The sequence below is a fragment of the Peterkaempfera griseoplana genome (assembly GCF_001418575.1).
Lineage (GTDB): Bacteria > Actinomycetota > Actinomycetes > Streptomycetales > Streptomycetaceae > Peterkaempfera > Peterkaempfera griseoplana.
This window is the reverse complement of the sequence record NZ_LIQR01000493.1, coordinates 1-5,213: the sequence shown is the minus strand read 5'-3', so window position 1 is coordinate 5,213 and position 5,213 is coordinate 1. Positions and strand designations below refer to the sequence as shown.

General features: G+C 71.7%; 6 protein-coding genes. 3 read left to right on the top strand and 3 right to left on the bottom strand.

Annotated elements, in window-relative coordinates; all coding sequences use genetic code 11:
• From AOK09_RS30800 to AOK09_RS30790, 3 genes are all read right to left on the bottom strand, one after another.
• Positions 1-862, bottom strand: an 862-nt coding sequence (locus AOK09_RS30800) for a DUF317 domain-containing protein (RefSeq protein ID WP_055590517.1), incomplete at its 3' end; no start/stop codon positions are given.
• A 26-nt stretch (positions 863-888) separates the two neighbouring features.
• Entirely contained in the window at positions 889-1,740 is an 852-nt protein-coding gene (locus AOK09_RS30795) for a DUF317 domain-containing protein (protein ID WP_055590516.1), read from the bottom strand.
• On the bottom strand, positions 1,737-2,573 hold the full coding sequence (locus tag AOK09_RS30790; RefSeq protein WP_079063568.1) for a DNA-methyltransferase: 837 nt from the start codon (positions 2,571-2,573) through the stop codon (positions 1,737-1,739). Before AOK09_RS30790 ends, AOK09_RS30795 begins: the two co-directional genes overlap by 4 nt.
• 461 nt (positions 2,574-3,034) lie before the next feature.
• On the opposite strand from AOK09_RS30790, the gene AOK09_RS30785 reads away from it, so the two are divergent.
• From AOK09_RS30785 to AOK09_RS30775, 3 genes are all read left to right on the top strand, one after another.
• A complete protein-coding gene (locus AOK09_RS30785) occupies positions 3,035-4,189 on the top strand; it encodes a C40 family peptidase (protein WP_055590515.1) in 1,155 nt (384 codons plus the stop codon).
• A 68-nt stretch (positions 4,190-4,257) separates the two neighbouring features.
• On the top strand, positions 4,258-4,560 hold the full coding sequence (locus tag AOK09_RS30780) for a DUF6112 family protein (protein WP_245687564.1): 303 nt from the start codon (positions 4,258-4,260) through the stop codon (positions 4,558-4,560).
• On the top strand, positions 4,560-5,213 hold a 654-nt coding region (locus AOK09_RS30775), incomplete at its 3' end, for a hypothetical protein (RefSeq protein WP_055590513.1). The genes AOK09_RS30780 and AOK09_RS30775, both read left to right, overlap by 1 nt.

The window sequence follows — 5,213 nt, the reverse complement described above, 5'->3', positions numbered from 1 at the left end:
GGTTCGTACGGACTGGCGTGATGGTGGTCCAGGCGAGGCTGCTGGTGGGTGTAGGAGTCTTCAGGGCCTCTTGGACGACGAGACCGGGGCGGTGGGTGCGGGCGGCGAGTTGGCGGTGAACGTCGCGCGGGGTGGGGACCGGCGGGGCGATCGGGGTCAGCGTGGCGTTCTGGCGTGCGGTGCGACCAAGGTGGTGCCGGTAGCGGGGCACGGGTGCGGGATTGAGCATCGCGGTGGCCGCAGCGGTCAGGATCCGGTCGGGGGTGGCACTGCTGAAGCGGCCGTACCAGCTGTTCAGACCGTTGTCGACGGCCAGGGTCCAGCGTCCGTCCTGGCCGGCCTGCTCTGCCTCGTGTGTGGCGAGGGGGTGCATTCGCCAGGTCATGGTGGCGTGGCCGTCCGGGGAGACTGTCTGCTGCTGGCCGTAGCGCAGGGGGTGGGTGGTCCATCCGGCGTCCAGGTAGGGCTGGCGCCAGGCCCCAGGCGTGCGGGGCTCGCGAATGAGCCAGTCGTTGCCGTCGGGCTCGTACAGGGCGGCAAGTACGGTGGTGACGTCGGCGACGATCTCCTCCGGGGTGTGCTCGCTGAAGTTCATGCACCACAGGGGCGGGGCGAAGGCGTCCTTGGAGACAGCGATCTGCCACAGCGTGTTCCACTCCTGCTCCGGGATGAATCCGGCGCGGATGCGCTGATCGGGCGTGGCGAGGTAGCAGTTGCCCAGGTCGTCGTAGCTGAGGGCACCGCCGATGTCACGCAGCGGTTGCAAGCCGGGGTCTCCGATACCGGTGGACCCGGCGAGGTAACGGGGGCTGACATAGACGTCGCCGTCCGGCTCATCAACGGCGGTGCTGGCAGGGATCAACGTGGACCTCGTCGTGGGAGTGGTCGTCAGCGTGATGGGCGCCCCCGGTTCGATGCCGCCACGGGTGCGGCAGCCGGCGTGGCGCCGGCGTCCGGACTCCTCGCCTGGGCACCCCGGGCTGCGGCGGCGGTCCTGCGTGGCCGTGGGGTGATGCCAACCAGGGCGCGGTGGGCTTCGGGGATCTGGTCGGTGGTGCGCAGGGCGGGGTGCGGGTCGGTGAGTTCACTGAGGGCTGCGGCGAGCAGGGTTGTGGGCGTGGCGGCGGTGAAGGTGCCCTTCCACTGCCGGTCGGGCCGGTCGGCCGGGCCAGCCCACAGGGTGCAGGCGACGGGTAGGCCGTCCGAATCCTCAAAGCCGGTGATGCGCTCGTGGCCCTCCCGCAGGGTCAGCCCGGCGGTGCCGTCCGGGGCCTGGAGGGCGGTTTCATCGTCCGCGGCGGTGTCCCGCCAGCGCCAGCCTGCCTCCGCGGCACGGGTGAGGAGTGCGGGCAGACGGTCGGATCCCCACAGGGCGCTGTCGCGCTGCGCAGGCGCGGGCTGAGCCAGGGCGAATGCGAGCTGGCAGGCGACGACGAGGACAACCTCGTGGGGTGTGCGGGTGTCGAACTCTGCCTTCCAGGAGCGTTCGCCGACCGGGGAGGTGTAGGCGGCGATGGTCCAGCGGATGCCACGGCTGTCGGGTTCGTGGTCGAGCTGGATGCGTCCGAGCAGGCAGTCGCTGACCGCGACCGTCGTCTCTCCGGCTCCGGGGCGGTAGCGGGACCAATCGGGGTGCGCGTCGAGGAAGGTGTCCAGGGCGGCGTCGGGGTCGCCGGGCCCGCCCAGGTAGCCGGGGCTGACCGCGACGATCTCGCCGGACCGGTCGGGAGGGCCGTTCACCGAGGGGCCTGGTCGGGGTCGGCCTGGAGGGTTTGCTGGGTCTCGCGGAGGCGGCGTTCGGCGATGTCGGCGTAGTGGCCGGTCATCTCAACGCCGATGAAGTTGCGGCCTTCCAGCAGGGCGGCAACACCCGTGGAGCCGGAGCCGGCGCAGAAGTCGAGGACGGTGCCGCCCCGCGGGCAGATGCGGACGAGTTCGCGCATGACCTCGACCGGCTTCTGGGTGATGTGGACGCGGTCCTCGCCTCGGGGTTGGGAGCCGATGAAGTGGCCGGGGAGGTAGATGTCGCGAGTGCGGTCCAGGCTGGCCTTGACGCCCCAGGCAATGGCCTCGGCGGACTGCTTGAAGCCGCCCCTGCGGGGGCGGCTCGCAGGTTTGATCCAGGGCATGGTGCCGGACCAGACCCAGCCGGCCATCTGCAGGGCGTCGGTGGTGGCGGGTTCCTGACGCCAGTCGGAGAAGATCACACAGGCGCCGTGGGTGCGGGTGGTGCGGTAGGCCTCGGTGAGGATCTCGGCGAGCCAGCGGGTGTAGGAGCGCTGGTCCTTGTTCTCGCCGGGGAAGTCGGCCAGCGCGTGGCCGGCGTCGCCGGAGGTGTACTTGGCGCGGGCGGTACGCGAGGTGCGCTCGGATGCGGTGCGCCCGCCGGAGTTGTAGGGCGGGTCGGTGATGATCGCGTCGATGCTGGCGTCCGCCAGGCCGCTAAGGACGGTCAGGGCGTCGCCGCGGTGGATGGTGTACGTGGGCAGGGTCGACCTCCAGTGCGGGATGCGGCAAAAGGGGAGGCAGGCCGCCCCACCGGCGGGGCGCCAGGGTCGAGGACCGCGCGGCATGCACGATGCTTGTTCGCGGGGCGTCTCGGCATGCTGCCGATGTGGTGGGCGAAGCGGCGCTGCGGCCCGGGACGCTAGCCGCCGCCCGGGTGCCGTACCTAATCCCCCCGGGCCTGAGGCCGGGTATTTGGTGTGGCACCGGGCGCAGGTCTAGCGTCTCGCCACGCTCCCCCGGCCAGGTCCCGTCCTCGACGGCCTCCGCCTGCCCGTATCGGGAGCATCCCCCTATTTCCCTCTGCCGTGGAGGCACCCCTGTGGCGAGATTAACGGCGCGGCCTTGAGCCGCTTCCAGGGTCGGCTCCGGACCGCCGTCAGCGGTGCGGGGCCGGCCTTCGCCAGCCCCCAGGCGTCCCTGCCCGCCCACTCACGCGATGGAGCGATCCCCCGATGACCTACGCGATACAGGCCCGCTCACCGGCGGACCACCGGCTGCCACCCGCGATGGGCGGTGGGGCCCGGCGGTGAAACGCGCCGGCACGGTCCTCCTGGCCGCCGCGCTGCTCGGCCCGGTCCTCCTCGGGCTCCTGGTCGCCCTGCTCGTCTCCAGCAACGCGGCCGCCTCCTGCGGGAGTTCTGCACAGGCTGTGGACATTGCAGCTGTCAAGGAGGCGGTGCGGGAGATCCTGAACGGCACGCCGCCGGGCACTGGCTCAGCCCCAGTGGAGGGGATGGAGGCACCGCAAGTACAAATCCCCCAAGCGAGGACGATCGTAGCAACCGGCCTCGCGATGGATGTGCCGGCACGCGCTCAGGTCGTGGCGTTGGCCACCGCGTTGCAGGAGTCGGGGCTGCGCAACCTGCCCTCAGACGACCGGGACAGCCTCGGACTGTTCCAGCAGCGCCCCTCCCAGGGCTGGGGAACCGCCGAGCAAATCCAGGACCCCGTCTACGCCTCCAACCGGTTCTACGCGCACCTGCTGCGCGTCCCCGGCTGGCAGCAGCTGACGATTGCTCAGGCAGCCCAGGTGGTCCAGCACAGCGCCAATCCGGACGCCTATGCCCGGTGGGAGCCGCTGGCCACCGCCCTGCAACAGGCCCTCGACAGCCTCCTGGCACCGCCTCGGGCTTCTGCCCCACCGACTGGTGCGATGCCTACGGACTCGCCCGACACCTCTGCCGTGTCCGCTGTCGGCGTCGGATGCACGGGAGGCAAGGACGGAACAAACTTTGGGGTGATCCCGCCCGGTGCCCTACCCGCCGGGTACGCAATCCCTGCGGATGCGCCCGCCGAGGTGCGGACCGCGATCCGCTGGGCCCTGGGGCAGCTCGGCACCCCGTACCAGTGGGGCGGGTCCTGCACGAACGCGCACGGCCCGGATCCGATGGGCCGGTGCGACTGCTCCTCGCTGATGCAGCAGGCGTACAAGGCCGCCGGCGTCGCCCTGACGCGCACGACCTACACGCAGGTCGCCGAGGGCCAGGCCGTCTCTCCCCACGATCTCCGCCCGGGTGACCTGGTGTTCACCGAGGGCACCGCAGCCCACCCGGAACACGTGGGCATGGTCATCGGCTCGGGATTGATCGTCAACGCACCCCACACCGGCGACGTCGTGCGGATCGCCACGCTCGCCTCGTGGCGCCGCGCCATCCTCGCCGCGCGTCGCATCCTCCCCTGACCTGCCCGGACCTCCCCTGTCCCATGCGGCCCCGTCCCGGCCAACCCCTAGGAGTGTGCCCTTTGGCCTTGACCATCCCTGTCCAGCTCCTGGCCTACGATCCCGGGATCACGCCGTCGGAGGGCGGCCTGCCGGGTCTGGAAGTGCTCAAGCACGTGGTGGGCTCGATCAACCTGTTCTCCGTCATCGCGGTCGTCGGCGCGCTGTCCGTCTCCGGGGTGGTGTGGGCCTGGGGCCACCACACCGGCTCCCACGGCGCGGAGGCCAAGGGCAAGCAGGGGGTGCTGGTCTGCGCCGGCGCCGCGCTGCTGCTCGGCGCGGCCAACGCGATCGTCGCGTTCTTCAGCAACCTGGGAACGCAGGTCCACTGATGCGCACCCAGTCCTCGCCTCTCACCGGTGCCCTGCGCCGGCGCCTGCTGGTCGGCGTGGGGGTGCTGGTCGTCGTCGCCCTGCTGGCCGGGCTCACCGCCCGGCTGGCAGGCGACCACCGCACCTCACCGCCGATCGTCCCGACGCCCACCATTGATCCGGCGACCGCCCCATCTGCCGCCACCGCTCCCCGACCTGCATCGTCGGCCCCAGGTGTGCGTGCCCCGGTAACTGCACCACCGCGGACGTCGGATCCGGTCGCCTACGCCCAGGCCTTCGCTGCGGCGGTGTGGGCGTACGACACGCGCACGAACGCCCAGGGCGACTACGCCGCCGGGCTCCAACGCTGGCTGACCGCGGAGAAGCAGTACGCCGACCCCGGATCGGTGACCGCTCAGATCCCCACCGCGCTGCTGTGGGGCCGGATGCGCGACCAGCAGCAGTACGCCACCGCACAGGTCGCCGAAGCCCACCTGCCCGCAGCATTCCAGACCGCGGTCGCCCGTGATCCGGCGGTGCTGACCGCCGCCTACATCTATCCGGTCACCGTCACCGGCCGGCAGGTCCTGCACTGGACGGGCGGCGGCGGAGCGGAGTCCCGGGCGATCACCCTGGCCGTCCAGTGTCGCCCCCACCACCCCTGCGCGCTGGCC